Annotated in this window: 22 protein-coding genes and 1 riboswitch; of the genes, 8 read left to right on the top strand and 14 right to left on the bottom strand. The window is 72.2% G+C overall.

What is annotated here, in order from left to right:
- Positions 1-74: 74 nt before the first annotated feature.
- Positions 75-193, bottom strand: a riboswitch (SAM riboswitch).
- Positions 194-324: 131 nt separating this feature from the next.
- The 4 genes from Q4A22_RS10865 (at position 325) to Q4A22_RS10850 (ending at position 4,421) form a co-directional block, all read left to right on the top strand.
- Positions 325-1,596 (top strand): sensor histidine kinase, encoded by a 1,272-nt coding sequence (locus Q4A22_RS10865; RefSeq protein ID WP_303179395.1) that lies wholly within the window; start codon positions 325-327, stop codon positions 1,594-1,596.
- Positions 1,593-2,291 carry a response regulator transcription factor gene (locus Q4A22_RS10860; RefSeq protein ID WP_303179393.1) on the top strand — a complete coding sequence of 233 codons (699 nt, stop codon included), beginning with the start codon at positions 1,593-1,595 and terminating at the stop codon, positions 2,289-2,291. The genes Q4A22_RS10865 and Q4A22_RS10860 overlap by 4 nt, the downstream gene beginning before the upstream one ends.
- 112 nt (positions 2,292-2,403) lie before the next feature.
- Positions 2,404-3,288 carry an ABC transporter ATP-binding protein gene (locus tag Q4A22_RS10855; RefSeq protein WP_303179392.1) on the top strand — a complete coding sequence of 295 codons (885 nt, stop codon included), beginning with the start codon at positions 2,404-2,406 and terminating at the stop codon, positions 3,286-3,288.
- Positions 3,285-4,421 (top strand): ABC transporter permease, encoded by a 1,137-nt coding sequence (locus Q4A22_RS10850; protein ID WP_303179391.1) that lies wholly within the window; start codon positions 3,285-3,287, stop codon positions 4,419-4,421. Before Q4A22_RS10855 ends, Q4A22_RS10850 begins: the two co-directional genes overlap by 4 nt.
- Before the next feature lie 65 nt (positions 4,422-4,486).
- Here the strand turns inward: Q4A22_RS10850 and Q4A22_RS10845 are convergent, their stop codons facing one another.
- From Q4A22_RS10845 to Q4A22_RS10825, 5 genes are all read right to left on the bottom strand, one after another.
- The gene (locus Q4A22_RS10845) at positions 4,487-5,245 is read right to left on the bottom strand and encodes a CPBP family intramembrane glutamic endopeptidase (protein ID WP_303179390.1); all 759 of its coding nucleotides are present in this window, start codon (positions 5,243-5,245) and stop codon (positions 4,487-4,489) included.
- 202 nt (positions 5,246-5,447) lie between these two features.
- On the bottom strand, positions 5,448-5,696 hold the full coding sequence (locus Q4A22_RS10840; RefSeq protein ID WP_303179388.1) for a DUF2630 family protein: 249 nt from the start codon (positions 5,694-5,696) through the stop codon (positions 5,448-5,450).
- Positions 5,689-6,288, bottom strand: a complete 600-nt coding sequence (locus tag Q4A22_RS10835) for an NADPH-dependent FMN reductase (RefSeq protein WP_303179387.1) — start codon at positions 6,286-6,288, stop codon at positions 5,689-5,691. Before Q4A22_RS10835 ends, Q4A22_RS10840 begins: the two co-directional genes overlap by 8 nt.
- Before the next feature lie 32 nt (positions 6,289-6,320).
- The gene (locus Q4A22_RS10830; RefSeq protein WP_303179386.1) at positions 6,321-6,971 is read right to left on the bottom strand and encodes a CE1759 family FMN reductase; all 651 of its coding nucleotides are present in this window, start codon (positions 6,969-6,971) and stop codon (positions 6,321-6,323) included.
- Positions 6,968-8,125, bottom strand: coding sequence for an LLM class flavin-dependent oxidoreductase (locus tag Q4A22_RS10825; RefSeq protein WP_303179384.1), 1,158 nt, complete (start codon positions 8,123-8,125; stop codon positions 6,968-6,970). Before Q4A22_RS10825 ends, Q4A22_RS10830 begins: the two co-directional genes overlap by 4 nt.
- 238 nt (positions 8,126-8,363) lie before the next feature.
- Here Q4A22_RS10825 and Q4A22_RS10820 point away from each other — a divergent pair, with 238 nt between their 5' ends.
- Entirely contained in the window at positions 8,364-8,825 is a 462-nt protein-coding gene (locus Q4A22_RS10820) for a MarR family winged helix-turn-helix transcriptional regulator (protein ID WP_303179382.1), read from the top strand.
- Between the two features lie 28 nt (positions 8,826-8,853).
- On the top strand, positions 8,854-11,178 hold the full coding sequence (locus Q4A22_RS10815; RefSeq protein WP_303179381.1) for a S9 family peptidase: 2,325 nt from the start codon (positions 8,854-8,856) through the stop codon (positions 11,176-11,178).
- Positions 11,179-11,224: 46 nt separating this feature from the next.
- On the opposite strand, the gene Q4A22_RS10810 is transcribed toward Q4A22_RS10815, so the two are convergent.
- From Q4A22_RS10810 to Q4A22_RS10770, 9 genes are all read right to left on the bottom strand, one after another.
- Positions 11,225-12,100, bottom strand: coding sequence for a hypothetical protein (locus tag Q4A22_RS10810; RefSeq protein ID WP_303179378.1), 876 nt, complete (start codon positions 12,098-12,100; stop codon positions 11,225-11,227).
- Positions 12,097-13,221, bottom strand: coding sequence for an FAD-binding oxidoreductase (locus tag Q4A22_RS10805; RefSeq protein WP_303179376.1), 1,125 nt, complete (start codon positions 13,219-13,221; stop codon positions 12,097-12,099). Before Q4A22_RS10805 ends, Q4A22_RS10810 begins: the two co-directional genes overlap by 4 nt.
- A gap of 192 nt (positions 13,222-13,413) precedes the next feature.
- Positions 13,414-13,740 carry a LysM peptidoglycan-binding domain-containing protein gene (locus Q4A22_RS10800; protein WP_303179374.1) on the bottom strand — a complete coding sequence of 109 codons (327 nt, stop codon included), beginning with the start codon at positions 13,738-13,740 and terminating at the stop codon, positions 13,414-13,416.
- A gap of 12 nt (positions 13,741-13,752) precedes the next feature.
- Positions 13,753-14,127, bottom strand: coding sequence for a transglycosylase family protein (locus Q4A22_RS10795; protein ID WP_303179372.1), 375 nt, complete (start codon positions 14,125-14,127; stop codon positions 13,753-13,755).
- A gap of 432 nt (positions 14,128-14,559) precedes the next feature.
- Complete coding sequence (locus Q4A22_RS10790; RefSeq protein ID WP_303179370.1) at positions 14,560-15,417, bottom strand: inositol monophosphatase family protein; 858 nt, start codon at positions 15,415-15,417, stop codon at positions 14,560-14,562.
- 7 nt (positions 15,418-15,424) lie between these two features.
- On the bottom strand, positions 15,425-17,764 hold the full coding sequence (gene ligA / locus Q4A22_RS10785) for an NAD-dependent DNA ligase LigA (protein ID WP_303179368.1): 2,340 nt from the start codon (positions 17,762-17,764) through the stop codon (positions 15,425-15,427).
- 91 nt (positions 17,765-17,855) lie between these two features.
- Positions 17,856-18,932, bottom strand: coding sequence for a MaoC/PaaZ C-terminal domain-containing protein (locus Q4A22_RS10780; protein ID WP_303179365.1), 1,077 nt, complete (start codon positions 18,930-18,932; stop codon positions 17,856-17,858).
- Between the two features lie 4 nt (positions 18,933-18,936).
- Positions 18,937-20,319 carry a 3-oxoacyl-ACP reductase gene (locus Q4A22_RS10775; protein WP_303179363.1) on the bottom strand — a complete coding sequence of 461 codons (1,383 nt, stop codon included), beginning with the start codon at positions 20,317-20,319 and terminating at the stop codon, positions 18,937-18,939.
- 50 nt (positions 20,320-20,369) lie between these two features.
- On the bottom strand, positions 20,370-21,770 hold the full coding sequence (locus tag Q4A22_RS10770; RefSeq protein ID WP_303179362.1) for an acetyl-CoA C-acetyltransferase: 1,401 nt from the start codon (positions 21,768-21,770) through the stop codon (positions 20,370-20,372).
- Positions 21,771-21,841: 71 nt separating this feature from the next.
- On the opposite strand from Q4A22_RS10770, the gene Q4A22_RS10765 reads away from it, so the two are divergent.
- Together Q4A22_RS10765 and Q4A22_RS10760 are read left to right on the top strand one after the other, a co-directional pair.
- Positions 21,842-22,522: a TetR/AcrR family transcriptional regulator gene (locus Q4A22_RS10765; RefSeq protein ID WP_303179361.1), complete on the top strand. Its 681-nt coding sequence runs from the start codon at positions 21,842-21,844 to the stop codon at positions 22,520-22,522.
- 41 nt (positions 22,523-22,563) lie between these two features.
- Entirely contained in the window at positions 22,564-24,678 is a 2,115-nt protein-coding gene (locus Q4A22_RS10760) for an acyl-CoA dehydrogenase (protein WP_303179359.1), read from the top strand.
- The last annotated feature ends 154 nt before the right edge of the window (positions 24,679-24,832 follow it).

Here is a 24,832-nt window from a genome sequence, read left to right as displayed (position 1 = left end):
CCGTGCTCCTTCTGGGAAGGATCAGGGGTCCGGTGACGGTCCGCACGGCGCCCGTGCGAGAACCGGGCACCTGTGACCCGCGCTTGCCGGATGCGTCGGACGACGTCCCGGCCAGGTCTTCACCCAGGGCACCCCGCCGCGGTGGGAGGGTTGCCGGCCAGCAAGCTGGGGCTTGACGCTGGCTCTCATGACCTATCCCTCCATTCTGGGAACCCCGTGCCGTCCACGTCAAGGCCGGTGGCACGGAGGGACACAGCCAGGGGCGGCACCGACCGCGTCCGGGATGCCGGACCCGCACCCCCGCCCCCTCGGTAGGGTGGAACCATGCCGCTGCGCCCCACCGCCCCGGAGATGCCCTCGCGCCAGCGCGCCCTGCCCCCGGGATGGCGGCGCAGGGACTGCCTGGAGGCCGTCGTCCTCGCCCTGGCCGGTGTCGAGCTGGTCTACCTCTCGGACTTCATCCAGAAGGTCCCGTGGAAGACGGACGTGGGATGGGTTGCCCTGGGCGCCGTGGCACTGGCCGTGCCCCTGGCGTGGCGGCGGCGTTTCCCCGTCACCGTGATGGTGGCCGTGTCCGTCCTGTACTTCGCGCTCGCCACATGGGCGGGGGTGGAGATGTACGCCTCACAGGTGGTGCTCTTCCTGGGCTTCTACTCGGTCGGTGCGTGGTGTCCGGACCGCCGCCGGGCCACATGGTCCCGCACCGCGGTCGCGGTGGGGATGGGGGTGTGGCTCGTGTGGGTCACCGTGGACCAGTTCACGGACCCGCGAGTGGGCGAACGCGGCGTCAACGCCTACATGGCGTTCGCGGCGATCCAGTTCTTGATCAACATCGCCTACTTCACCGGGGCGTGGATCTTCGGGAACCGCACGTGGCACGCGGCCATGGAACGGGAGGACCTCCGGGCCGCGCACGCAGAGATCAGGGACCAGCAGGACCACCTGGCGGAGCAGGCGGTCACCCTGGAACGTCTCAGGATCGCCCGGGAGCTGCACGACGTGGTGGCCCACCACGTCACGGCCATGGGGGTGCAGGCGGGAGCGGCACGGGTGAGCATGCCGCGCGATCCTGGTGCGGCGGCCGAGCACCTGCGCGGCGTCGAGTCCTCCGCACGGGAGGCTGTTGCGGAGCTGAAGACCCTGGTCCACACGCTGCGCGACGGCGAGGGGGTCCCCGACTCGGTGCCCCGGCTGAGCGACCTGGAGGCGCTCGTGGCCGAGGCCCGTGCACTGGGCCAGGACGCGGTGCTCGAACGGATCGGCCCGGAGCCGCAGCTGGCACCCCCGGCCCAGCTGGCCCTCTACCGCACGGCGCAGGAGGCCATCACCAACGCCCGCAAGCACGCGGGACCTCGTGCCGCCCTGACGGTGCGGCTGCGCACCGAGAGGGAGCGTGTGGAGCTGGAGGTCAGCGACGACGGCCGCGGCGGACACCCCGGCGGGCCCGGGCCCAGCGGTACCGGACTCGGCGTGGTGGGCATGCGGGAGAGGATCACGGCACTGGGTGGTGTCCTGGAGGCGGGTCCGAAGCCGCACGGTGGGTGGCTCGTGCGCGCCACGGTGCCCGCCGTGCGTGAGCCGGAGGCGGTCCTGTGAGCCTGCGGGTGCTGCTCGTGGACGACCAGCCCCTGATCCGCGTGGGCTTCGCAGCCATCCTCGGCTCCCAGGAGGGCATCGAGGTGGTGGGCGCCGCCGAGGACGGACTCGCGGCCCTCGACCTCGCCGCCTCCCTGGACCCCGACGTGGTGTGCATGGACGTGCAGATGCCGCGGCTGGACGGGATCGAGACCACCCGCAGGCTCCTCGCCTCCGGTTCACGCGCCGCGGTGCTGGTCCTCACCACGTTCGACACGGACGAGGCCCTGTTCGACGCGCTCGCCGCCGGGGCCTCGGGGTTCCTCCTCAAGACCGCGGGCCCAGAGGAGCTGATCCAGGCGGTCCGGGTGCTCGGCCGCGGGGATGCGCTGCTGGATCCGCTCGTCACGCGGCGGGTTCTCGCGCGCGCGGCGACCGTACCCGCAGAGGGGCCCGGGACGTCGTCGTCGGCGAGGCACTCGGAGGACGCTCCCCTCCGGGGAGACGACGCCGCCCCCGCGGGTCTCACGGCACGGGAGACCGAGGTGCTGGCCGCGATGGCGCGGGGCCTGTCCAACGACGAGATCGCCCGTGAGCTGTTCGTGGGCAGGGCCACGGTGAAGACCCACGTGTCGAACGTGCTGCTGAAGACGGGAGCGCGCGACCGGGTCCACGCGGTCATCTGGGCGTTCGAGCACGGCGTGACCGGCTCCTGACCCGAGAGGGTCGGCACGGCTGGTGCCCTCCTCCCCTGGAAGGAGGGGCTCGGGCCGGCAGATCCGCCTCCCGGGGGAGGTGGCACGCCCCGCGGATTCCTAGGCTCGGAGCATGATCACACTGAACGGGGTGAACAAGTCCTTCGGTTCCGCGCACGTGCTGAAGGACCTCTCCTTCACCATCCGCCCGGGCCTGATGACCGGGTTCGTGGGCGGCAACGGCGCGGGCAAGACCACCACCATGCGCATCCTCCTGGGTGTCATGGCACCGGACTCGGGCGTGGTGGAGGTGGACGGCGCCCCGATCACCGCCGACTACCGCGCGGGGATCGGGTACATGCCGGAGGAGCGTGGCCTCTATCCGAAGATGACCGTCCTGGACCAGCTGGTCTACCTGGGCCGGCTGCACCACATGACCGGAGCCGCCGCGAAGGCCCGCGCCATGGCCCTGCTCGAACGCCTGGGGCTGCGGGAGCGCGCGGGCAGCAAGCTGGAGGAGCTGTCGCTGGGCAACCAGCAGCGGGCGCAGATCGCCGCCGCCCTGGTGCACGACCCGGTGGCGCTCGTCCTGGACGAGCCCTTCTCCGGCCTCGACCCCCTGGCCGTGGACACCACCCTGCAGGTCCTGCGGGAGACCGCGGACACCGGAGTCCCCGTCCTGTTCTCCTCCCACCAGCTGGACCTGGTGGAACGGCTGTGCGACGAGCTCGTCATCCTCGCCGACGGGCAGGTCCGAGCGGCCGGCACGCGGGCCGAGCTGCTGGCCGCGCACGCCGAGCCGGAGTGGGAGCTCGTGGCCGGCACCGACACCGGGTGGGTGCGCGGAACCCCCGGCGTGGAGGTCCTCTCCTTCGACGGCGGCCGCGTCCGTTTCCGCGCCGACTCCGCCCCGGCCGCCCATGCCGTCCTCGGCGAGGCCGTGGACAGGGGCACCGTCCACAGCTTCGGACCCGTCACCCGCACCCTGCACGAGATCTTCACGGAGGTCACCCGATGATCACCACCACCGCGTCCACGCCCACCGCCCCGGTCCGCGGCCCCCGGCGCACCCCTTTCTGGTCCGCCGTGGGCACCGTGGCTGCCCGCGAGATGAAGACGAAGGCCACGTCCCGGCCCTTCATCATCACCACGCTCATCCTGCTCGCCGCGGCCCTGGCCGCCACGCTGCTCGTGCCGCGCCTGGGCGAGGTGTTCTCCGGGGACGCGATGCACGTCGCCGTGGTCGACCAGACGGCCCCCGCCGTGTCCGCCCTCGGAGAGGACTACTCCCCGCAGCCGGTGGACTCCGTGGCGGCAGCCCGCGAGGCCGTCCGCAGCGGAGAGGCGGACGCCGCCGTCGTCCCGGACCCGGGCAGTCCCTCCGGCCTGAGCGTCCTGGCCATGACCGATGCCCCCACGGACCTCGTGCAGGCGCTGTCCACGAGCCCGGACGTGGAGCTGCTCGATCCTGCCGCGCCGAATCCCCTGCTGCGCTATGTCATCGCGTTCGGCTTCGGCATCGTCTTCTTCCTGGCCGCGATCACGTTCGGCCAGCAGATCGCCGTGTCCGTGATCGAGGAGAAGCAGTCGCGGATCGTGGAGATCCTGCTCGCGGCCGTCCCGGCCCGGGCCATGATGGCCGGGAAGGTGCTGGGCAACGCGGCCATGGCCATCCTGCAGGTGTGCCTCGTGGCCGCAGGTCTGCTGCTGGGCATGCAGATCAACGGGGACGTGCTGCCCCTGGACGGGCTGGGCGTTCCCATCCTGTGGTTCGTGGTCCTGTTCTCGATCGGGTTCGTGATGATCGCGGCCCTCTACGCCGCCGCGGCGTCCATGGTCTCGCGTCAGGAGGACATCGGCTCCACGTCCATGCCGGTGATGCTCCTGATCATGCTCCCGTACTTCGCGGTCATCTTCTTCAACTCCAACCCGGAGGCGCTGCGGATCATGAGCTGGATCCCGTTCTCGGCCCCGGTGGCGGTGCCGCTGCGCATCTTCCTGCAGCAGGGGCAGTGGTGGGAGCACGTGGGCTCGCTGCTCGTCCTGCTCGCGGCCACGGCCCTGGCCATCTGGCTCGCCGCCACCATCTACGAGCGGTCCATCCTGCGCACGGGCAGGGCGCTGAAGTGGCGGGAGGCGCTGCGGGGCTGACGGAGCGGAGGTGACGGGGACGGGGACGCGCCCCTCGTGGCCGCGGCCCCCTCGGCCCGTCCCCCTCAGAGCAGCTGCGGGGCCAGGAAGCCCACGGCGTCCAGGAGGAAGTGGGCGATCAGTAGCGGCATCACCCGTCCCCCGCGGCGGTAGCACCACACGAACACGAGGCCCATGACCAGGTTCCCGAGTGCGGGCCCCACCCCCTGGTACAGGTGGTAGCTCGCGCGGAACACGGCGGAGCAGACGGCCACGGTCCACCACGAGTGCCCCAGCCGGCGCATCCGGTCCGCGAGGAACGCCACCACGAGGACCTCCTCCACCAGTGCGTGGCGGGCTGCGGAGGCCAGCAGCAGCGGCACGGACCACCACGTGTTCTCGAGGCTCGACGTGGTGATCTGCGCGGTGATTCCCAGGGCGCGTCCCGCCTGGTATAGGGCGAGGGTGCCGCCGCCCATGACCGCGAACAGCGCCAGGCCCCGGGCGGCGTCGTGCACCGGATGGCGGCCGTCCGCCCCGATCCCCCGCAGCACCCCGGGCACACGGGAGACGGTGCCCGCCAACAGGTACACCGCGAGTGCCACGGGCACGAGGGCGAAGCAGATGCCGGTGAGCTGACGCAGGGCGTCCACCGCCGGCACGGGGCTGAGGGACCGGTTCAGGGTGGTGGAGCTCTCCGCCACGGACGAGCGCAGCACCATCTCCGCCAGGTCCAGAACCGAGTACACGGCCGAGGCGCCCAGGGAGACTCCCAGCACCAGGAGGATCTGCAGTCGGAGGTCCGCCCGGGACACGGACTGCGGCGGTTCCAGGGAGGGTGTCACACCCCCATTGTGCGTCCACCGCGTGGGCCCCGCCGCCGCTCGTGCCGGAGGACGCCTCGACAGGGTCGGGGGCGGGCGTACGGGCACGGCCCCCAGGTGGCGGGGCAACGCGGCGCTGCCGACGTCGCCGGGGTCCACCGGGCGCGGCCGCCCACCTCCCCCCTGGGGGCGTGGACGGCCGCACCCGGTCAGCACCGGAGTGTCAGTCCAGGTAGTTCTCCACGGTGCGCCCGCTGCGTTCGTGGGCCAGACCGGTGGACTGGCCGGCGTTCCGACGTGCAGCACGCTGGCGCAGCAGGTCCCACAGCCGGTCCAGCTCCACCTCCAGGTCCCCCAGTCGGCGCTGCTCCTCGGCCGAGGTGATCCGTCCCTCGGCGAGCGCGCTGCGCAGTGCGTGCTCCTCCTCGACCAGCGCGTCGATGTCGTGGTGAATGCTGCGGTCATCAGTCATGGTGCGGGTCCTCCTGCTGGGTGATGGTTCCGGTGAGTGCTTCCATGGCGGCGAGCACGGTGTCCCGGTTGCGCTCGACGATCCCTCGGGCGTCCACGAGGTGCAGGTCGTGGCCGTAGTCCTCGCCACCGAGCTCCAGCGCGAAGCCGGGTTCCACCACGCGGTTGCGGGTGACCTGGAAGACGGTGCGCAGCTGCTGTCCCGCGGAGGATCCCCCGCCGGAGCGGTGGCCGCCGTAGGTGCCGATGAGTGTGGGCTTGTCCCGCCACTCGGCGTAGACCGTGTCCACGGCGTTCTTCAACGGCGCGGGGTACCCGCCGTTGTACTGGGCGCTGAGAACCACCACGGCGTCCCAGGAGGACACCTCGCGGGCCCACGCGCGGGTGCTCTCCAGCTGGTAGTCGCCCGCCGACGGCGGGCGGGGCTCGTCCAGCCACGGCAGGGCCACCTCGGCCAGGTCGACCAGACGGAAATCCGCCGCGACCTCGTCCCGGATGCTCTCGAGCAGGGCGTCGGCGAGCTGCCTGCCCACCCTGGCGTGCCGGGTGGTGGAGACCAGCAGCGCGACCACCGGTTTCTGGGACGTCGTCATGGGTTCGTGGTCCTTTCGGATCGAGAGAGGGGTCATGCCTGGCCCAGGGAGCGCAGCAGGTCGCCGAAGTCGCCGATCTGCTCCCCGCTGGCGCGGGACATGCTGCGCTGCGCCTCGCCGAGGGCGTCGTCCCCCGTGGCGGGAGTGCTCCGCGCGCAGTGCAGCGAGGTGAGAGCCGCCAGCTCCTGGGCCGCTCGCTCGATGCGCTGCTCGAGTGCCACGGTGCCGGCACCGAAGTCCTGCGTGGCGGCGTAGACGGCGGTGGGCACCGTGGCGGCGCCCAGGTAGGAGAACAGCGGGCGCAGGGCGTGGTCGATGACCAGCGAGTGCCGCTCGCTGCCACCCGTCGCAGCCAGCAGCACGGGTGTGCGCCGCAGCGCGGTGGCGTCCAGCAGGTCCACGAAGCTCTTGAACAGCCCGGCGTAGGAGCCCTGGAAGGTGGGCGTGACGACGATCAGGCTGTCCGTGGTGGAGACCGCGTCGAGTGCGTCCTGCAGGGCGGGCGGGTTGAACCCGTCCAGCAGGGCGCTGCCGATGTCCTTGACGAGCTCTCTCAGCTCGATGACGCGCGGAGTGGGGGCGCCGGGCAGGGCGGCGCTCGCCGCCGCGGCGAGCTCGTCTGCCAGCATCCGCGTGGACGAGGGCGAGCGCAGGCCGGAGCTGATGACGGTGAGTGTGCTCATGAGGGGTCTCCCAGGGTGTTGCCGTCCTCGGCCCGGGTACCGGTCCAGCGGTCGGTGGCGGGTGCTGCGGTCTCCTCGCGCGGAGCTGCCGCGGCCAGAAGGGACTCGTGCGTGGGCGCGTCGGGAACCCCCGGGGCCCGGAGTGCGTCGAACTCGGCGCGCAGCGTGGGCAGAATCTCCCCGATCAGGTCCAGCTGCTCCATGGCCGTGCTGTGCGGGAGTCCGGCGTGGTCCACGAGGAACAGCTGACGCTGGTAGTCACCGGCGTACTCCCGGAACGAGAGGGTCTTCTCGATCACCTCCTGGGGCGAGCCCACGGTCAGCGGGGTCTGGCGCATGAACTCCTCCAGGCTGGAGCCACCACCGTAGACGGGCGCGTTGTCGAAGTAGGGGCGGAACTCCCGGACCGCGTCCTGCGAGTTCCGGCGCATGAAGACGTGTCCTCCCAGGCCCACCACGGCCTGCTCCGGAGTCCCGTGCCCGTAGTGTGCGTAGCGGGTGCGGTACAGCTCGATCATGGAACGGGTGTGACTGGGCGGCCAGAAGATGTGGTTCGCGAAGAACCCGTCACCGTAGTACGCGGCCTGCTCCGCGATCTCGGGGCTCCGGATGGAGCCGTGCCACACGAACGGAGGAATCTGGTCCATGGGACGCGGAGTGGCGGTGAAGCGGTGCAGCGCACTGCGGTGCCTGCCCTCCCAGCTGACGTCCGTCTCCCGCCACAGCCGGTGCAGCAGGGCGTAGTTCTCCACCGCCAGCTCGATGCCGTCCCGGATGTCCTTGCCGAACCAGGGGTAGACCGGCCCGGTGTTGCCGCGCCCGAGCATGAGGTCGATGCGGCCGTCGGCCACGTGCTGCGCGTAGGCGTAGTCCTCCGCCAGGCGCACCGGGTCGCTGGTGGTGACTAGCGTGGTGGCGCTGGAGAGCAGGATGCGCCGGGTGGCCGTGGCCAGGGCCGCCATGAACACGGCTGGGTTGCCGGGCGCCGCGAAGGGCGGATTGTGGTGCTCACCGGTGGCGAAGACGTCCAGGCCCACCTCCTCGGCGTGGACCGCGAGCTCCACGGTGTTCTTGATGCGCTGGTGCTCGGTGGGTGTGCGGCCGGTGAGCGGGTCGGTGGTCACGTCACCGATGGTGAAGATGCCGAAGTGCATGGGTGCCTCCTGGGACCGTGCACCGTTATTGGTGCACGTGCACACAGTGTGGCACGGGTTCGTCGGCCACGGAACCGGACCGCGTCCTCCGCGCCGCCGCAGGGATGGCGCCCGAGCACGGAGGGCCCGGCAGCCGGCTGCCCCTCCACCGGCTGAGTCCCGGCGCCCAGGCACCAGCCGGGGGCAGCGGACCGCCATCCCGTGAGACGATGACGCCACCACCACGAGAGGACAGGGCATGAACGCGCACGGGACGAGCCAGGAGGACCCCCTGACGGGTCCTCGCGTGCTGGCGTGGCGCAGCCTGATGCGGGCCCAGGTGCGCGTCCTGTCGCAGATCCGCGGGGAGCTGCGACCCCTCGGGGTGTCGGTCTCCGACTTCGACGTGCTGGTGAACATCGAGCCCGGGGAGCAGCTGCGGCACAGCACCCTGGCCGAGCGCGTGGTCCTGAGCCGCACGGGCCTCACGCGGCTCGTGGACCGCATGTGCCGGCGTGGCCTGGTGCGGCGCGACGGCGTCGCCACGGACGGCCGCGGTGTCCTGATCAGTCTCACGCCCGAGGGCGAGGAGCTTCGACGGGAGGCTGTCCGGCTCAATGCCCGCGCCGTCCACCGCGCGATGGCCGAGCTCACTGCATCGGACGTCACCGCACTGCGCGCCCTCACCTCCGCGCTGGGCCGGGAGCCCAAGGGGACCTGACCGGGGAGCGTCTCCCTAGACTGGGCCCATGACGTCCGAGCAACCCACCCGGCCCTCGAGCCCCTCCTCCGAGACCTCTTCCCCTGCGTCGCCGCCCCCGGTGCCCCCTCACCCCGTGGCTCCGCGCCGACCGGTGGAGCGCACCTTCCACGGCCACACCTTCTCCGACCCCTACGAGTGGCTGCGGGAGAAGGACTCCCCCGAGGTCCGTGCGCACCTGGAGGCCGAGAACGCGTACTCGGAGGCCGTCACCGCGGACCTCGCCCCGCTGCGGGAGCGCATCTACGGTGAGATCAAGAGCCGCACCCGGGAGACCGACCTCTCCGTCCCCGGACGCCACGGCGACTGGTGGTACTTCGCGCGCACCGTCGAAGGGGGCGAGCACCAGGTGTTCTGCCGAGTGCCGGTCGCGAACCCCGCGGACTGGAGCCCACCCTCCGTGGAACCGGGCGTCGAGCTGTCCGGCGAGGAGGTCCTCCTGGACGCGAACGCCGCCTCCCGGGACCACGAGTTCTACTCACTGGGTGCGTTCAGCGTCTCCGACGACGGCTCCCGGCTCGCGTGGTCCGAGGACACCGCCGGGGACGAGCGGTTCACGGTGCGCGTCCGGGACCTCGCAACGGGCGAGCTGCTGGCCGACCGTGTGGAGCAGACCTCCTACGGCGCCTTCCTCACCCCGGACGCCGCCCAGCTGATCTACACGGTGGTGGACGAGTCCTGGCGCCCCTACCGCGTCTACCGTCACACCGTGGGCCAGGACGCCGCCGGGGACGAGCTGCTCTTCCAGGAGGACGACCCCGGCATGTGGCTCGGCGCGGAGCTCTCCGCGGACAAGCAGTGGCTCATGCTCTCCTCCTCCTGCTCGGAGTACAGCGAGTACCGGATCCTGCGCCTGGACGAGCTGGCCGCCCACGCGCCCTCCGCCTCGACCTCGGCCGACGACGCCGCCCGGCCCCTCGAGCTGCCGTGGCGCACCGTGCTCTCCCGGCAGGACCGCGTGCTGTACGAGGTGGAGCCCATCCGCCTCGCCGGCGGCGAGCACCTGCTGCTCTCCCACGACGCGGATGCTCCCAACGGCCGGATCAGTCTCCTCCCCCTGGCCGACGCCGGGCGCCCCCTCGCGCAGCTCCCGCTCGTGGACGTGGTGCCAGCCTCGGACGCCACCCGTGTTGAGTCCTGTGTCCCCACGGCCACGCACCTGGTGGTGGCACTGCGTGAGGAGACGACGCCGCGCGTGCGGCTCATCCCCCGCGTCGCCGTGGAGCGCCTGGTGAGCGAGGTCGAACAGGGCGGCGGCGCCCAGGACGCAAAGCTGCTCGCTGGCACCGAGGCCGCGTTCGACGAGGAGCTCTACTCCGCCGCCGTGCTCTCCGCGGAGTACGAGAACCCCGTGGTGCGGGTGTCCTACACGTCCTTCGTGACGCCCCCGCGCGTGTACGACATCCCCACCGGCGAGCCCGGGGCGGATGCGCTGGACGAGTTCGGCGTGGGCGAGCCCGTGCTGCGGCGCGAGGCCACCGTGCTGGGCGGCTACCGCAGGGAGGACTACACCGTGGAGCGGGACTGGGCAGTGGCGGAGGACGGAACGCGGATCCCCGTGAGCCTCGTGCGCCGCGCGGACCTGGACCCCGCGGTGCCCGCGCCCGTGCTGCAGTACGCGTACGGCTCCTACGAGATCAGCACCGACCCCGCGTTCTCGATCTCCCGGCTCTCGCTGCTGGACCGCGGCGTGGTCTGGGCCGTGGCCCACGTGCGCGGCGGCGGTGAGCTGGGGCGCGCGTGGTACGAGAACGGCAAGAAGCAGACCAAGGCCAACACGTTCACGGACTTCGTGGCCGTGACCCGGCACCTCGCGGCGCGCCCGGACGTGGCCGCGAACCGCATCGCCGTGATGGGCGGCTCGGCGGGCGGACTGCTGGTGGGAGCCGTGCTCAACCTGGCACCCGAGCTGTACTGCGGTGCCCTGGCGGCCGTGCCCTTCGTGGACGCACTGACCTCCATGCTCATGCCCGAGCTGCCGCTCACCGCACTGGAGTGGGAGGAGTGGGGCAACCCCGTGGAGTCCGCGGAGGTGTACGAGTACATGCGCTCGTACTCCCCCTACGAGAACGTCCGGGACACCGCCTACCCGCCGGTGCTCGCCGTCACGAGCCTCAACGACACCCGCGTGCTGTACGTGGAGCCCGCCAAGTGGGTGGCCGAGCTGCGTGCCCGCACGGCGCACCCCGAGACGGTGCTGCTGCGCTGCGAGATGGCCGGCGGCCACGGCGGGGCCTCAGGACGGTACGCGCAGTGGCGGGACACCGCGTGGGAGTACGCGTGGCTCGCGCGGCAGCTGGGGGTGGCGGGCTGAGCGCGGGCACCGGGCCGGAGCTCGTGGCTGGGCCCAGCCCGGGGACCTACTGGTAGTCCTCGAAGCCCAGCAGTAGGTCCGGGTCCTGGCGCACGTGGGACAGGTGCTTGAGCTGCAGGGGGTGCAGGACACCGCCGAGCAGCCGGGTCCACGAGATGGGGTATCCCACCACCTCACCGCGTTGCTCCCCCGGGAACTCGGCGGCCTGGTCCGCGTAGTAGTCCAGGCGCCGCTCCACCTCCCGCAGCCACTCGGCGGTCAGCGGGGTGTGGGAGCGCAGCAGGTACGCGCCCATGCCGACGAGCCGGTGGTAGTGCCACGCAAGATCCTCGCCGAGCGCGCCGGGCAGCCGGGTCACGTCCTGCACCACCCGCTCGGGGTAGCCGGCCAGCCAGGCCTGCTCGTCCGCGTGCATCCGCGCAAAAGCACCCTCCCAGGAGCACAGAGGTGCCTTGAGATCGCTGTACCCTCCCCCGTGGTGGTGCATGAGGTAGGCGCGCAGGTAGTCCGAGCGGTGAACCAGGGACAGGTTCTTGTACGCGGGATGCAGGGGGTGCCCGGGGACCACCCACGCCTCCAGGTTCTCGGGGGTAACCAGCTCCACCGGCAGCCCGATCCGCTCCCGCAGCACCTCCAGGTTGGCCCGGCGCCGCGGAGTCAGCGGATTGTCCCCGACCCACAGGACGAAGACCCGCCGAGGGAGCTGCCGAGGGCCGTCCACGGCCGGGGCGTCCCGGGTGACGAAAGAGCGGCGGTACCGGGCGGCGTCGAACTCGTAGGGCTTCCACCGGGACCGCACCGGGCCCAGGGCGGTCACGGCCCCGAACACCAGGTCCTTCTGCGCACGACGACGGCGCTTGTCCGCCACGAACAGGGCGTGCTTGAGCTTGCGCGCCGCCAGCACCGGGTCCACGGGGCTCACGCGGCGCACTCCGGCTGCAGTGCGGCCACGGTCTCCGGGCTCAACCACTCCCCCACACTCCCAGCCACGATCTGCTCGGCGGCCGCCCTGGCCATGCCCGCGCTCGTCTGGAAGCCGTAGCCGCCCTGGCCCGCGAGCCAGAACACACCCTCGGCGGCAGCGTCCCAGCCGCACACCGGGAGGTCGGACGCACGCCTGGTCCGCAGTCCGGTCCAGGCCTTCGCCACCCCCGTGATCCGCAGGTCCGTGTGCGCCTCGACGGTGGCGACCAGGCGCTCCACGGCGCCCGGGTGCGGCCGCGCGTCGCACGCCTCGCTGGGCTCGGACTCTCCCACCGAGACCATGGCGCCCACGGGGTCCGGCCGGTAGTACCAGTGCCGCGCGGCGTCCATGGCCATGGGGTGCTCCGGCGGCATCGCCTCGGCCAGACGCACGAGGGCCGCGGTGCGTCGCAGCGGCTGCAGGCCCTGCAGTGCGGCCCCCAGCAATGACCCCACGTCCTCTGCCCACGCGCCGGCCGCGTTCACGACGGTGCCCGCTCGCACGACGCCGCCGGGTTCAGCCCCGCGCGCGCCCACCGCGGTCGTCAGCTCCCACACGCCACCGGCCCGGTGAGCCGTGCCCACGCGGAACCCCGTGCGCACGGTGACCCCCGCGCTCTCGGCCCGGCTGCGGTGCCACGTGAGCAGCGCGGTGGCGTCCGAGCGCACGGCGGAGTCGTCCACCGCGGCGGCGGGGTAGCGTCCCGCGTCCGCCTGCAGCTCGGGACACAGGGTGAACAGTTCGGCTCCGCTCAAAGAGCGCATTCCCGGGACCGTCTCCGCCGTCACGTCCTCGGGGGATCCCGCCACCACGAAGGGGCTCGCCCACACCAGGGGTGAGGAGAGGTGCGCGGACGCCTGGACGAGCTCGGCAATGGACCACCGGGTCAGCTCCAGGACCGGTTCCGGACCGTAGCTGGGGATGAGCTGCTGAGCGGACCGGGCGGAGCTGTGCTGGGCCACGGCGTCCTCGGCCTCCAGAACGCAGATGCCCCGTCCGGTCCCCAGCAACCGGGCCAGCTCCGATGCTGCAGACAGGCCCGCGATGCCAGCCCCGATGATCGCGATGTCGTAGTGCATGGGCCCATCGTGCCACTGCTCAGCAGACCGGGCGATAGAGATGCGGTCCAGCGCACGGCGGTGGCGGCCGCACCTCGCACACGGAAAGAGCCCCGCCCCTCACCGTGGTGGTGAAGGGCGGGGCTCTGCGGTGGCGCGTGCCGATCAGCTCGGCTGCGCCATCCGTTCGTCGACGTGCGACGAGTGCCTGGATCAGGCGGGGATGTTCAGGACCTGGCCCGGGAAGATCAGGTTGGCATCCGCGATGGAACCGGTGTTGGCGGCGTACAGGGCCTGCCAGCCACCGTTCACACCCAGCTTGTTGGCGATGGTGCCCAGGGTGTCGCCAGCCTGCACGGTGTAGGTGCCGGCGGCCGGAGCGACCTGCTGCACGGGAGCGGCCGGAGCGGTGTACTCCACGGCGGGAGCCTGGGCCACGGGAGCGGCAGCAACGGGCGCCTGGGCGACCGGGGCGGCCTGCTGCACGGGGGCAGCCTGCTGGACCGGAGCGGTCTCCTTGACCGGGGCGGCCTGCTGCACGGGAGCGGCCTCCTACACGGAGGAGGACTGGGTGCTCACGGACGCGGCGGCGCCGGAGGCGATCATGCTGGAGCACTCCCACTGGCTGGCGCCGGAGCGGGCCATGAGAGCAGCGGCGGCGGCGTCCTGCACGGAGGCGGGAGCGTCGGCGGCGGTGGCGTAGCCGGCAGTGATGGAGCCCATGCCCTGCCAGGTGGAGGTCAGGAACTGGTAGGCGCCGGAGGCACCCGAGGAGGCGTTGACCGCCTGGTAGTTTCCACCGGACTCGCACTGCTTGATGGCGTCCAGGCTGGGAGCGGCGTTGGCGGGAACGGCGAACGCACCCACGGCCACACCGCCCATCACGACAGCAGCGGCACCACGGCGAATTGCGGTTGAAGTCTTCATCATGCTCCGTGAGGCCACCTACGCTCGTTCCCATCCCTGGGTGTCTTCGCGCCGTCGTCTACCCGTGACTTTTGGTTTTAGGGGTAGTAACTACGGAATGCTGCCATCTAGACGACGTACGGTGTTGCGGCAGCATCCAGCACAATCCAGGTCACGGATCGTGTGGCCTGGGAGCGAACTTCCACTCAGGAAAGTCCGCTGAGGAAGTTGTTGATAACAGTAGCGTAACATTCGTGGTTTCGCCACTAGAACGTTATGCCTTTGTTATCCCGCTTCGGGGGACAACCCCGTGCGCGGGTACGTATCACGACCCTGGGGGCCGTTCAACTCGCGCTACGCTAGGGCACCCCCGCTGGACGGGTCAACCCGAGCGGCCCCCCGGGAGTGGATAACAGGGTGATTGCCAGCTGATAACAAGTTGATATCCAGGCGTCAGCGGGCGCTCCATGCCCCGATGACGCTGGTCAGACGGACCTTCTCGTACTCCGCCTCGAGGGTGGCGGACGTGCTGTGCGCTTGCTCACCCAGCGCGGGCGGCGGGGGCAGGTCCGGGCGCTCCACGCGGACTCCCGCCTCCTGGGCGATGAGCGCACCCGCGGCCCAGTCGTGCTCGTGCAGGCCGCGCTCGGAGTAGCCGTCCAGACTCCCCTCCGCCACCAGGCACAGGTCCAGCGAGGCGGCCCCGAGGCGCCGCATGTCGGAGAAGTCCTCCATGGTGTCCAGGAAGGCGCCGAACTGCTCCCGGCGCGCCGCGGCGTCGTAGGAGAACCCCGTTCCGTAGAGGGCCCCGCGGCGTGCCGGCTCGGGACCGGAGAGCCGCCGGTCCGTGCCGTCCCGCCGCACCCACGATCCGAGGCCGGCGACGGCGAAGTAGATCCGGTCCAGGGCGGGTGCGTCGACCACGCCCACGAGCCAGTTGCCGTGCTCGTCGCACGCCGCGACGGAGGTGGCGTAGTACACGATGTCGCGGATGAAGTTGGTGGTCCCGTCCAGGGGGTCCACGGACCAGCGCACGCCCGAGCGGTGCTCCGGCACGCGCGTGCCGGACTCCTCCCCCGTGACGGCGTCGAACGGGCGCCGCCTGCCCAGCACCTCGGAGACGGCCTCCTCCGCCGCCAGGTCGTAGGCCGTGACCCAGTCGCCGTCCGAGGACTTGTTCACGGCGTGCAGGGCCGAGACGTCCCGCCCGCGCAGCACCTGGGCTCCCGCCGCGGCGGCCTCCAGGGCCACCTCCAGCAGCTCCGCCAGCTCGTCGGTTCCGGGGCCGAGCCCCTCCAGTGCGTCCGCCATGGTGCTCCTACTCCTCGGTGTGCTTCGCGGTCTGGTTCTCTTCATCCTTCTCCGCGCTCCGCGAGGGCGTGTCCTGCCCGGCCGGGTCCTCGAAGGCCACGGGGCCCCGGGCCAGCAGCGTCTCGAACCCCGCCTCGTCCAGCACGGGGACGCCCAGGGACTCCGCCTTGTCCAGCTTGGTCCCGGCGTTCTCCCCCGCCACCAGAAAGTGCGTCTTCCGGGACACCGAGCCGGAGGCCTTGCCGCCGCGCCGGAGGATGGCCTCCTTGGCGGAGTCCCGGCTGTAGCCCTCCAGTGAACCGGTGACCACCACGGTGACGCCCTCCAGGGTGCGGGGGGTGGACTCGTCCACGGCCTCCTCCATGCGCACACCCGCGGCCGCCCACCGCTCAACGACGTTGCACCGCCAGGGCTCCGCGAAGAACTCCTGCACGGCCTGGGCGATCACGGGACCCACACCGTCCGTGCCGGCGAGGGTGCCGGGGTCCGCCGAGCGGATGGCATCCATGCTGCGCAGGGAGGTGGCCAGGGAGCGGGCGGCCGTGGGTCCCACGTGGCGGATGGACAGGGCCACCAGCACGCGCCACAGGTCCGTGTCCTTGGCCTGCTCCAGCTGCACGAACATCTGCTCCGTGGTCTTGGACGGCACGCTGGGCTTCGTCCGGGTGGGCTTGGTCCAGAAGTACGGGACAAGCTCGGGCGTGACCCGCTGCACCTTCTCCCCGCTCTCCCGGTCCGTGACGGTGCGCCGGGCGTCCCGCCAGACCATCACGTCCCGCAGGTCCTCGGGGGTGAGGTCGAACAGCCCCGCCTCGTTGCGCAGCGGTGGTGTGGAGAACTCGGTGCCGTCCGGGGCGTCCAGCGGCACCGGCTGCGTCAGGGCCTTCGCGGCCTCCTCTCCCAGCGCCTCGATGTCGAACGCGCCGCGCCCGGCCGCGTGGTTCACACGCTCCTTGAGCTGCGACGGGCAGGTCTCGGCGTTGGGGCAGCGGATGTCCACGTCCCCCTCCTTCGCCGGGCGCAGCGGGGTGCCGCACGAGGGGCACACGGTGGGCATCACGAACTCCCGCTCGGTGCCGTCCCGCAGCGCGACCACGGGTCCCACGATCTCCGGGATCACGTCCCCGGCCTTGCGCAGCACCACGGTGTCACCAATCAGCACACCCTTGGCCCTGACCACGTCCTGGTTGTGCAGCGTGGCCATCTCCACGGTGGACCCGGCCACCCGAACGGGGTCCATGAGGCCGAACGGGGTCACCCGGCCCGTGCGGCCCACGTTCACCAGGATGTCCACGAGCGTGGTGTTGACCTCCTCCGGCGGGTACTTGTACGCCACCGCCCAGCGGGGCACGCGGGAGGTGTACCCCAGCCGGAACTGGGTGCGGCGGTCGTCCACCTTGACCACGATGCCGTCGATCTCGTGCAGCAGGCTGTGCCGCCTGTCCCCGAACTCCGCGATGAACTCCAGCACCTCCGCCACGGAGCCCAGCACCTTGGAGTACGGGCTCACGGGCAGACCCCAGCCCTTGAGGACGTCGTAGGCCTGCGACTGCGTGGCGAGCTCGAAGCCGCGGGCGTGTCCGATGCCGTGCACGAACATGGACAGCGGGCGGCGCGCGGTGACCTGCGGGTCCTTCTGGCGCAGGGAGCCCGCCGCCGCGTTGCGCGGGTTGGCGAAGGGTGCCCGCCCCTCCTCCACCATGGTCTCGTTCAGCGCCCGGAAGTCCTTGGAGGAGATGAACACCTCGCCGCGGACCTCCACCTCCTCGGGGAGGTTCTCGCCCGTGAGCCGCTGCGGGATGCTGCGGATGGTGGCCACGTTGTGGGTGATGTCTTCGCCCGTGGTGCCGTCCCCGCGGGTGGCCGCCCGCACGAGCACACCGTCCCGGTAGAGCAGGTTCACGGCCAGGCCGTCGATCTTGACCTCGCTGAGCCAGGCGACCTCCGGGGCGCCGGGCAGCTCGGCCACCTGCCGCTGCGCCCGTTCCAGCCAGGCCACGAGCTCGTCCGTGGAGAAGACGTCCTCCAGGGAGTACATCTTCTCCAGGTGCCTCACGGGGCTGAACGCCGCCCCGACCTCCCCGCCCACCTCCTGGGTGGGCGAGTCGTTGGCCTTGAGCTCGGGGTGCAGCGCCTCGAACTCCTCGAGCGAGCGGTAGAGGGCGTCGTACTCGGCGTCCGAGATGACGGGCTGGTCGTGCACGTAGTAGGCGGCGCGCGCCTCGCGGACACGGTCCGAGAGCTGGGCGTACTCCTCGCGCAGCGCCTCGCTGGGCTCGTCCGGGTTGAGGCTCTGACCGTTGGCGTCCGTGGCCCGGTGGGCGGTCTTGGCGTTGGCTGTGCTCACCGCACCATTGTGACCCAGCACTCCGACACGCACGAGACACGCGGAAGGGGCCCGGACAGCGTGGTCCGGGCCCCTTCCCGCAGCGACCTGGCTACAGCGCCGTGACCCGCAGGTCCGCGTGCGGACGGTCCCGCCCGGGGTCCCACAGCTGGACGCGAGACGCGCTCCAGTGGGCGCCACGGCCGTCGTCGTCCACCGCGACCGCCACGGTGGCGGGCAGGCGGACGGGCGCGGCGAACTCCACCGACCACGCGAAGGGGACTCCCGCGGGCACCCCCGTCAGGGCCAGGGCGCGCGACGCCGTGTACATCCCGTGCGCGATCGCCCCCTTCATGCCCAGGGCACGCGCGGACGGGTCCGAGAGGTGGATGGGGTTGTAGTCCCCGCTCACCGCGGCGTACTCGCGCCCCGTCCCGGCGCCGAGGGACCACTGCCCGGTGGGCTGCGGCGCCTCGAACGCGGGCCGCTCGGCCTCGGACGACTCCCCCGCGCGGGGTTCGTCACCGGCCACCGCGGCGTGCACCCCCTTGGCCAGGTACGTGGAGCGCCCGGCCCACGCGACCGTGCCGTCCTCGCGGGCCAGGGTCACCACCGCGTCCAGCGCGGTCCCGGAGCGGTGGGCGCGCAGCCCCTCGGTCCACGCGGTGGCCGTCAGGGCCTCCCCGACCGCCACGTCCGCCAGGTGGTGGACCGTGTTGCCCAGGTGCACCATGCCGAGCACGGGCAGCGGGAAGTCCCGGCGCGTGAGCACGGACATGGCCACCGGGAACGCGAGCGCGTGCAGGGCTCCGGAGAACACGGCGGTCTCGACGGAACCCGGGGCCAGGGGGTGCGGGCTGGCGTGGACCACGCGGCAGAACCGCTCGTGCCACTCCGGCTGCGCCCGCAGTCCGTCCACCACGTGCACCACGCGGGGCAGCTCCAGCGCACCGGAGACCTTCTGGGGCCCGGAGGACCGCAGGGACGCGGGCAGCACCCGCCCCACGGGCGAGTTCCGCAGCGCGGGCAGCACCTTGCGGGACGCCGCCGACGCCGCCCCGCCCGCCGCGGAGGCGGCCGCACGGGCACCGGCGCTCGCGTACAGGGCGGGCAGCGCCACCGTGCCCGAGGGCCGGGTGCGCTCGTAGCCCTCCGGGACGGAGGGGACGGTGGGATCCACGGCGCTCATGAGATCACGCACCCACCATGTTCTGGCCGCACACGCGCAGCGTCTGACCGTTGATCCCACCCGCGGCGTCCGAGAGCAGGAAGGTGATGGCCTGGGCCACGTCCACGGGCGTTCCGCCCTGCTGCAGGGAGTTCAGCCGGCGCGCGACCTGCCGCCGGGCGGCGGGGATCTTCGCGGTCATCTCCGACTCGATGAACCCGGGCGCCACGGCGTTGACGGTGCCGCCCTTCGCGGCGACCAGCGGTGCGGTGGCGGCCACCGCACCGATCACCCCGGCCTTGGACGCCGCGTAGTTGGTCTGGCCGCGGTTGCCCGCCACGCCGCTCGTGGACGCCAGGCACACGATGCGAGGGGCGGGGCCCAGCTTGTCCGAGGCCAGCAGGGTCTCGTTGATGCGCAGCTGGGACTCGATGTTCACGGCGATCACGGAGTTCCACCGGGCCTCGTCCATGTTCGCGAGCATCTTGTCGCGGGTGATCCCGGCGTTGTGCACCACCAGGTCCAGGTGGCCGTAGTGAGCCGACACCAGGTCCAGGATCTTCTGCCCGGCCTGCGGGTCCGTGACGTCCAGCTGCAGCGCGGGAACGCGCAGCTCGTTGGCGAGCGCGGTGAGCGCGTCACCGGCCGCGGGCACGTCCACGGGCACCACGGTGGCCCCGGCGGCGGACAGCGTGCGCGTGACCTGCGCGCCGATTCCGCGTGCCGCCCCGGTGACCACGGCCACCTTCCCCGCCACGGGGTGCTCCCAGTCCACCGAGGCGTCCCCGCGGTCGTCGCCGACCGTGAGGAACTGGCCGTCCACGTACGCGCTGCGCCCGGAGAGGAAGAAGCGGATGGCTCCGGTCACGCTGGGGGCGTCCACGGCCACGCCGTCCGCAATCAGCACGCCGTTAGCGGTGACACCCCCGCGCATCTCCTGGGCCACGGAGCGCAGCAGGCCCACCACACCCTGACGGGCCGCGGCCTGGGCGGGGGGCAGCTGCTCGGCGCCGGCCGCCGTGCCCGACGCCGCCCCGGTGCCGATTCCGGGTGCCGGCCGGGAGAGCGTGATCACGCGCCCACCCTGGCTCAGCTTCCGCAGCGCGGCGGCCAGTTCCATTGCGGGTCCGCCGAGGTCGGAGGGGCTGGCCACCTCCGTGTAGTCCAGCAGGACCGCGCCCACGCGGTCCACGTCCGCGGCGGCGCGCCGGACGTCGAGGTCCCAGTCGAGCAGTGCCTGCGCGGCGGCGTCGGCGGCGGGGCCCCTGCCCAGGACCAGCACCGCGCCCTGGGGGAAGTCCCCGTTGACGCGGTAGCGGCGCAGGGTGACGGGGCGTGGCAGCCCCAGCTTGGAGGCCACCTGCTTGCCCAGTCCCGAGCTGACCATGTCCAGATACGTGTCGGTCATGTGTTCCTTCTCCCAGATCTCGTGTGCTCTCGCGGTTGCCGTGGTGCCGCTCAGACCGAGCGCAGCAGCATGGCCACGCCCTGCCCGCCGGCGGCGCACACCGAGATGAGCGCGGTCTGCTGCCGGCCCTCGGCCTTGGCACGGGCGGCGAGCTCCTTGGCGGTGGAGGCCACGATGCGGCCACCGGTGGCGGCGAACGGGTGGCCGGTGGCCAGCGAGGAGCCGTTGACGTTCACCCTGGAGCGGTCCACCGAGCCCAGCGGGGCGTCCAGGCCCAGGCGCTCCCGGCAGAACTCCGGGGACTCCCACGCCTTCAGGATGGACAGCACGGTGGAGGCGAACGCCTCGTGGATCTCCACGAGGTCCAGGTCCTGCAGGGTGAGGCCCTGGCGCGCGAGCAGGCGCGGCACGGCGTAGGCGGGGGCCATCAGCAGACCCTCGTTGCCGGTGACGAAGTCCACCGCGGCGGCCTCGCTGTCCACGACCTCGGCCAGCGGCGTCAGGCCGTGCTCCGAGGCCCAGCCGTCCGTGGTGATGAGCACGGCGGAGGCGCCGTCCGTGAGGGGGGTGGAGTTGCCGGCCGTCATGGTGGCCTCCCCCGCGAGCTTCGTGCCGAACACCGGCTTCAGCGTGCCCAGCTTCTCCACCGTGGAGTCCGGGCGCATGTTGTTGTCCCTGGTGAGGCCCTTGAACGGGGTCACGAGGTCGTCGAAGAACCCGCGCTCGTACGCGGCCGCCAGGTGCTGGTGGGAGGCTGCGGCGAGCTCGTCCTGCGCCTGGCGGGTGATGCCCCAGTGCTGGGTGGTCAGCGCCTGGTGCTCCCCCATGGACAGACCCGTGCGGGGCTCGCCCGAGCTGGGGACGGCCGGAGCCAGGTCCGCGGGACGGACGTCCTTGAACGCCTGGATCTTCTGCACGGTGGTCTTGGCGCGCTGCAGCTTGAGCAGGGCACGCCGCAGGCCCTCGCTCACGGCGATGGGGGCGTCCGAGGAGGAGTCCACGCCACCGGCGATCCCGGCCTCGATCTGGCCCAGGCGGATCTTGTTGGAGATCGAGCTGACCGTCTCCATGCCCGTGGCGCACGCCATCTGGACGTCGTACGCCGGGGTGGCCGGGTCCAGCGCGGAGCCCAGGACGGACTCGCGGGTGAGGTTGAAGTCACGGGAGTGCTTGATCACGGCACCGGCCGCCACCGCGCCCAGGCGCTCGCCGGCGATCCCCGCACGGGCCACCAGGCCGTCGATGGCCGCGGTCAGCATGTCCTGGTTGGAGGCGTTCGCGTAGGGGCCACCGGCACGGGAGAAGGGGATGCGGTTGCCCGCGACCACCACGGCACGCGCGCCCGACCCGGCGGCGGGGGCGGCGGGCTTGGCGGCGGCGGTCTTCGGGCCCGCGGCCGTGGCCTCGGCGGCGCCGTTCGTGGCGGCGGGCTTCTGCGTGCTCTCGGACATGGTGGTTCCTCCTGAGGGGTGCGTGCGACGTGGATCACGTGAAACTCACAGTAGCTGATACTCTCGGTATCGTGAAACAGGTCACCCCCTCCCTGGACGGCAGGAACAGCCGCTGGCAGCGCCACCGCGCCAGGCGGCGCACCGAGCTGATCACGGCCGCGCGCGACGCCGTGGCCGCGCACGGTGCCGCCATCTCCATGGAGGAGATCGCCACGGCCTGCGGCACGTCCAAGTCCGTGTTCTACCGCTACTTCACGGACAAGGCGGGCGTGCAGGCCGCGGTGGGCGAGTACTTCGTGAACCGCATGCGACGCCGCATGGTGGCCGCCGCGAGCGAGGCGGACACCTTCGCCGCCACCGTCCACGCCCTGGTCTCCGAGTACCTGCGCTCGGTGGCGGGCTCCGGCGAGGTGTACCGCTTCGTCGTGACCGCTCCGGACGAGCAGGGCTCCGCGGTCGAGGGCTTCGTGGACTCCGTGCGGCAGCTGCTCGTGGAGCAGCACGGACGCCACCACGGCGAGCAGGACCTGCCCCCGGGCGTGCTGCAGTGCTGGGCGGCGGCCACCGTGGGCATGGTCCGCGGAGCCGGGGAGGCCTGGCTCGCGCAGGGGGACCTCCCCGGCAGGCCGGACCGCCACGCCATGAGCCGCACCATCACCACGTGGGCCGTGGAGGGCCTGCGCCCCGTGGCGAGCACCGCACCTCCGGGACCACCCGGAACCGGCGCACCCTCCCTCCCGGACCACACCTAGGACGGGCCCCTCCGTCCCCGACTCACCCTTCAGGAGCCACCATGTCCATCACCGCACCCGGCCGGAGCATCCCGGACACCGACCGCATCGAGGACCTGCCCGGGGAGGGCGCCACGGCGCCGTCGGGCATCGACACCGCGGAGCTCGGCAGGATCCTGCTGGGCCGCTGGCCCGAGGCGCGGCTTGCCGCCCGCAAGCGCGCCGAGGACCCCCGCTTCCAGTCCCAGTACAACCTCTCCTTCGAGGACCAGCGCAACGTCACGTTCGAGCAGCTCAAGCTCCTCGCGGACGCCGGGCCCCAGTACCTGGGCATGCCCGAGAGCGTGGGCGGTGCCATGAGCCCCGGCGCGAACCTCTCCGCGTTCGAGGAGCTCGTGCTCGCGGACCCCTCCCTGCAGATCAAGTCCGGCGTGCAGTGGGGCCTGTTCGGATCGGCCGTGCTGAACCTGGGCACGGAGGAGCACCACCAGAAGTGGCTGCCGGGGATCCTGGACCTGAGCATGCCGGGCGCGTTCGCCATGACGGAGATCGGCCACGGCTCGGACGTGGCCTCGATCGGCACCACCGCCACCTATGTCCCCGAGACGGACGAGTTCGAGATCCACACCCCCTTCAAGGCGGCGTGGAAGGACTACCTGGGCAACGCCGCCGTGCACGGGCGCGCCGCCACCGTGTTCGCGCAGCTGATCGTGGACGGCACCAACCACGGCGTGCACTGCCTGTACGTCCCCCTGCGGGACGAGAACGGCGAGTTCCTGCCCGGTGTGGGCGGCGAGGACGACGGCCGCAAGGGCGGGCTCAACGGCATCGACAACGGCCGGCTGCACTTCGACCACGTGCGCGTGCCCCGCACCAACCTGCTCAACCGCTACGGGGACGTGGACGAGAACGGCGTCTACTCCTCCCCCATCCCCTCCCCGGGGCGGCGGTTCTTCACGATGATCGGCACCCTGGTGCAGGGGCGCGTGTCCCTGGACGGCGCCGCCACGCTCGCGAACCAGGCGGCCCTGAGCATCGCGGTGCGCTACGCCGAGCAGCGCCGTCAGTTCACCACGGACTCGGACATCCGCGAGCAGACGCTGCTGGACTACCAGCGCCACCAGCGCCGGCTGATCCCGCGCATCGCCGAGACCTATGCCATGACGTTCGCCCACCAGCAGCTGCTGGACAAGTTCCACGAGGTCTTCTCCGGCGAGGACGAGTCCGACGGCAACCGCCAGGAGCTGGAGACGCTGGCCGCCGCATTCAAGCCCATGTCCACGTGGAGCGCGCTGGACACCCTGCAGGAGTGCCGGGAGGCGTGCGGCGGCGCCGGGTTCATGGCCAAAAACCGCTTCGTGCAGCTGCGCGCGGACCTGGACGTGTACGTGACCTTCGAGGGTGACAACACGATCCTGCTCCAGCTGGTGGCCAAGCGGCTGCTCAACGACTACTCCGCGGAGTTCAAGAACGCGGACGTGGGGGTCATGGCCCGTTACGTGGCGGACCGCGCCACGGAGGCAGGCTTCAACCGGTCGGGTCTGCGCAAGCTCACCCAGGCGTTCTCCGACACCGGGGACTCCCGCAAGTCGGTCAACGCCCTGCGGGACCCCGCGGCCCAGCGCGCGCTGCTCACCGACCGCGTGCAGACCATGGTCGGGGACATCGCGGACGAGCTGCGCTCGGTGGCCCGCAAGTCCCGCGCCGAGCAGGCAGAGGCGTTCAACAACAACCAGAACCGGCTGCTGGAGGCCGCCCGTTCCCACGCCCAGCTGCTGCAGTGGGAGGCCTTCACCGCCGGCCTGGAGAAGATCGAGGACCCGGACACCAAGCGCGTGATGACCTGGCTGCGGGACCTGTTCGGGCTGCACCTGATCGAGCAGGACCTCGCGTGGTACCTCTCCTACGGCCGCCTCTCCATGCGCCGCGGCCGGGCCCTGGAGTCCTACGTCAACCGCCTGATCGCCCGGCTGCGCCCGTACTCCCTGGAGCTCGTGGACTCGTTCGGGCTCTCCCCGGAGCTGCTGCGCGCAGAGATCGGCGGGACCGTGGAGGCGGAGCGGCAGGAGGAGGCCGAGGCCTACTACCGCCGGTTGCGTGCCAGCGGTGAGGCGCCCGTCAAGGAGCCCAAGCCGGCCAGGGATCCCGGGGCCCAGACGCGCGGCCAGCACGCCTGAGCCACTGCCCCGCCCGTGCCCTCCCCCCTCCTGGGAGCGGCGCGGACGGGCCCTGCGCGCAGAGTCGGGCCCCCCGCGGCGGCCGGCCCCCCCCCCCCCCCCGGGGCGGGGGGGGGGGCCGGCGGGCGGGGGCGCCCGCCCCGGGGCGCCGCCC

It is taken from the genome of Kocuria sp. (assembly GCF_030530945.1).
Lineage (GTDB): Bacteria > Actinomycetota > Actinomycetes > Actinomycetales > Micrococcaceae > Kocuria.
Note: the sequence above shows the minus strand (reverse complement) of the source record. Positions and strands in the feature narration are given on the sequence as shown.

Excerpts from the sequence above, each read along its gene's own strand:
- Q4A22_RS10770 (WP_303179362.1), bottom strand. The coding sequence starts at position 21,770 with ATGTCCGAGAGCACGCAGAAGCCCGCCGCCACGAACGGCGCCGCCGAG.
- Q4A22_RS10835 (WP_303179387.1), bottom strand. The coding sequence starts at position 6,288 with ATGACGACGTCCCAGAAACCGGTGGTCGCGCTGCTGGTCTCCACCACC.
- Q4A22_RS10840 (WP_303179388.1), bottom strand. The coding sequence starts at position 5,696 with ATGACTGATGACCGCAGCATTCACCACGACATCGACGCGCTGGTCGAG.
- Q4A22_RS10825 (WP_303179384.1), bottom strand. The coding sequence starts at position 8,125 with ATGCACTTCGGCATCTTCACCATCGGTGACGTGACCACCGACCCGCTC.
- Q4A22_RS10815 (WP_303179381.1), top strand. The coding sequence starts at position 8,854 with ATGACGTCCGAGCAACCCACCCGGCCCTCGAGCCCCTCCTCCGAGACC.
- Q4A22_RS10805 (WP_303179376.1), bottom strand. The coding sequence starts at position 13,221 with ATGCACTACGACATCGCGATCATCGGGGCTGGCATCGCGGGCCTGTCT.
- Q4A22_RS10830 (WP_303179386.1), bottom strand. The coding sequence starts at position 6,971 with ATGAGCACACTCACCGTCATCAGCTCCGGCCTGCGCTCGCCCTCGTCC.
- Q4A22_RS10775 (WP_303179363.1), bottom strand. The coding sequence starts at position 20,319 with ATGACCGACACGTATCTGGACATGGTCAGCTCGGGACTGGGCAAGCAG.
- Q4A22_RS10790 (WP_303179370.1), bottom strand. The coding sequence starts at position 15,417 with ATGGCGGACGCACTGGAGGGGCTCGGCCCCGGAACCGACGAGCTGGCG.
- Q4A22_RS10820 (WP_303179382.1), top strand. The coding sequence starts at position 8,364 with ATGAACGCGCACGGGACGAGCCAGGAGGACCCCCTGACGGGTCCTCGC.
- Q4A22_RS10850 (WP_303179391.1), top strand. The coding sequence starts at position 3,285 with ATGATCACCACCACCGCGTCCACGCCCACCGCCCCGGTCCGCGGCCCC.
- Q4A22_RS10855 (WP_303179392.1), top strand. The coding sequence starts at position 2,404 with ATGATCACACTGAACGGGGTGAACAAGTCCTTCGGTTCCGCGCACGTG.
- Q4A22_RS10795 (WP_303179372.1), bottom strand. The coding sequence starts at position 14,127 with ATGAAGACTTCAACCGCAATTCGCCGTGGTGCCGCTGCTGTCGTGATG.
- Q4A22_RS10865 (WP_303179395.1), top strand. The coding sequence starts at position 325 with ATGCCGCTGCGCCCCACCGCCCCGGAGATGCCCTCGCGCCAGCGCGCC.
- Q4A22_RS10760 (WP_303179359.1), top strand. The coding sequence starts at position 22,564 with ATGTCCATCACCGCACCCGGCCGGAGCATCCCGGACACCGACCGCATC.
- Q4A22_RS10780 (WP_303179365.1), bottom strand. The coding sequence starts at position 18,932 with ATGAGCGCCGTGGATCCCACCGTCCCCTCCGTCCCGGAGGGCTACGAG.